Below are 994 nucleotides of genomic sequence, written 5' to 3'. Positions count from 1 at the left end.
CACGTAGAATATGACACAGACAGCCGTCACTATGCTCACGTAGATTGCCCAGGTCACGCCGATTATGTTAAAAACATGATCACTGGTGCGGCCCAAATGGACGGCGCAATCCTAGTAGTATCTGCAACTGACGGCCCAATGCCACAGACTCGTGAGCACATCTTGCTTTCACGTCAGGTTGGCGTACCGTACATCATCGTATTCATGAACAAATGTGACATGGTTGATGACGAAGAATTGTTAGAACTAGTAGAAATGGAAGTTCGTGAATTATTGAACGACTATGACTTCCCAGGCGATGACACTCCTATTGTTAAAGGTTCTGCTACTGAAGCACTAAAAGGCTCAGAAGAAAAATACGGCCAACCAGCTGTTGTAGAACTACTAAACGTACTAGACACCTACATCCCAGAGCCAGAGCGTGACATCGACAAAGCATTCCTAATGCCAATCGAAGACGTATTCTCAATCTCAGGTCGTGGTACTGTAGTAACAGGCCGTGTTGAATCTGGTATCGTTAAAGTTGGTGACGAGATCGAAATCGTTGGTATCCGTGACACTCAAAAAACCACCTGTACTGGTGTAGAGATGTTCCGTAAACTGCTTGACGAAGGTCGTGCAGGCGAAAACTGTGGCGTACTACTACGTGGTACTAAGCGTGAAGACGTACAACGTGGCCAAGTACTAGCTAAGCCAGGTTCAATCACTCCTCACACCAAATTTGACGCTGAAGTATATGTATTGTCAAAAGAAGAGGGTGGTCGTCACACACCATTCCTAAACGGCTATCGTCCACAGTTCTACTTCCGTACTACTGACGTAACTGGCGCAATCCAATTACAAGACGGTACTGAAATGGTAATGCCTGGTGATAACGTTGAGATGGGCGTAGAGCTTATCCACCCAATCGCTATGGACAAAGGTCTTCGCTTCGCTATTCGTGAAGGCGGCCGTACTGTAGGCGCTGGTGTTGTTGCTAACGTATTGAACTAAT

General features: G+C 46.4%; 1 protein-coding gene. It reads left to right on the top strand.

Translation table 11 applies throughout. The features are described 5' to 3' along the window. Positions 1-993: elongation factor Tu (gene tuf, locus JMX91_RS13185; protein WP_201549615.1), on the top strand; the 993-nt coding region annotated here is incomplete at its 5' end. Between the last annotated feature and the right edge of the window lies 1 nt (position 994).

The organism is Psychrobacter sp. Pi2-1 (genome assembly GCF_904846645.1).
GTDB lineage: Bacteria > Pseudomonadota > Gammaproteobacteria > Pseudomonadales > Moraxellaceae > Psychrobacter.
Note: the sequence above shows the minus strand (reverse complement) of the source record. Positions and strands in the feature narration are given on the sequence as shown.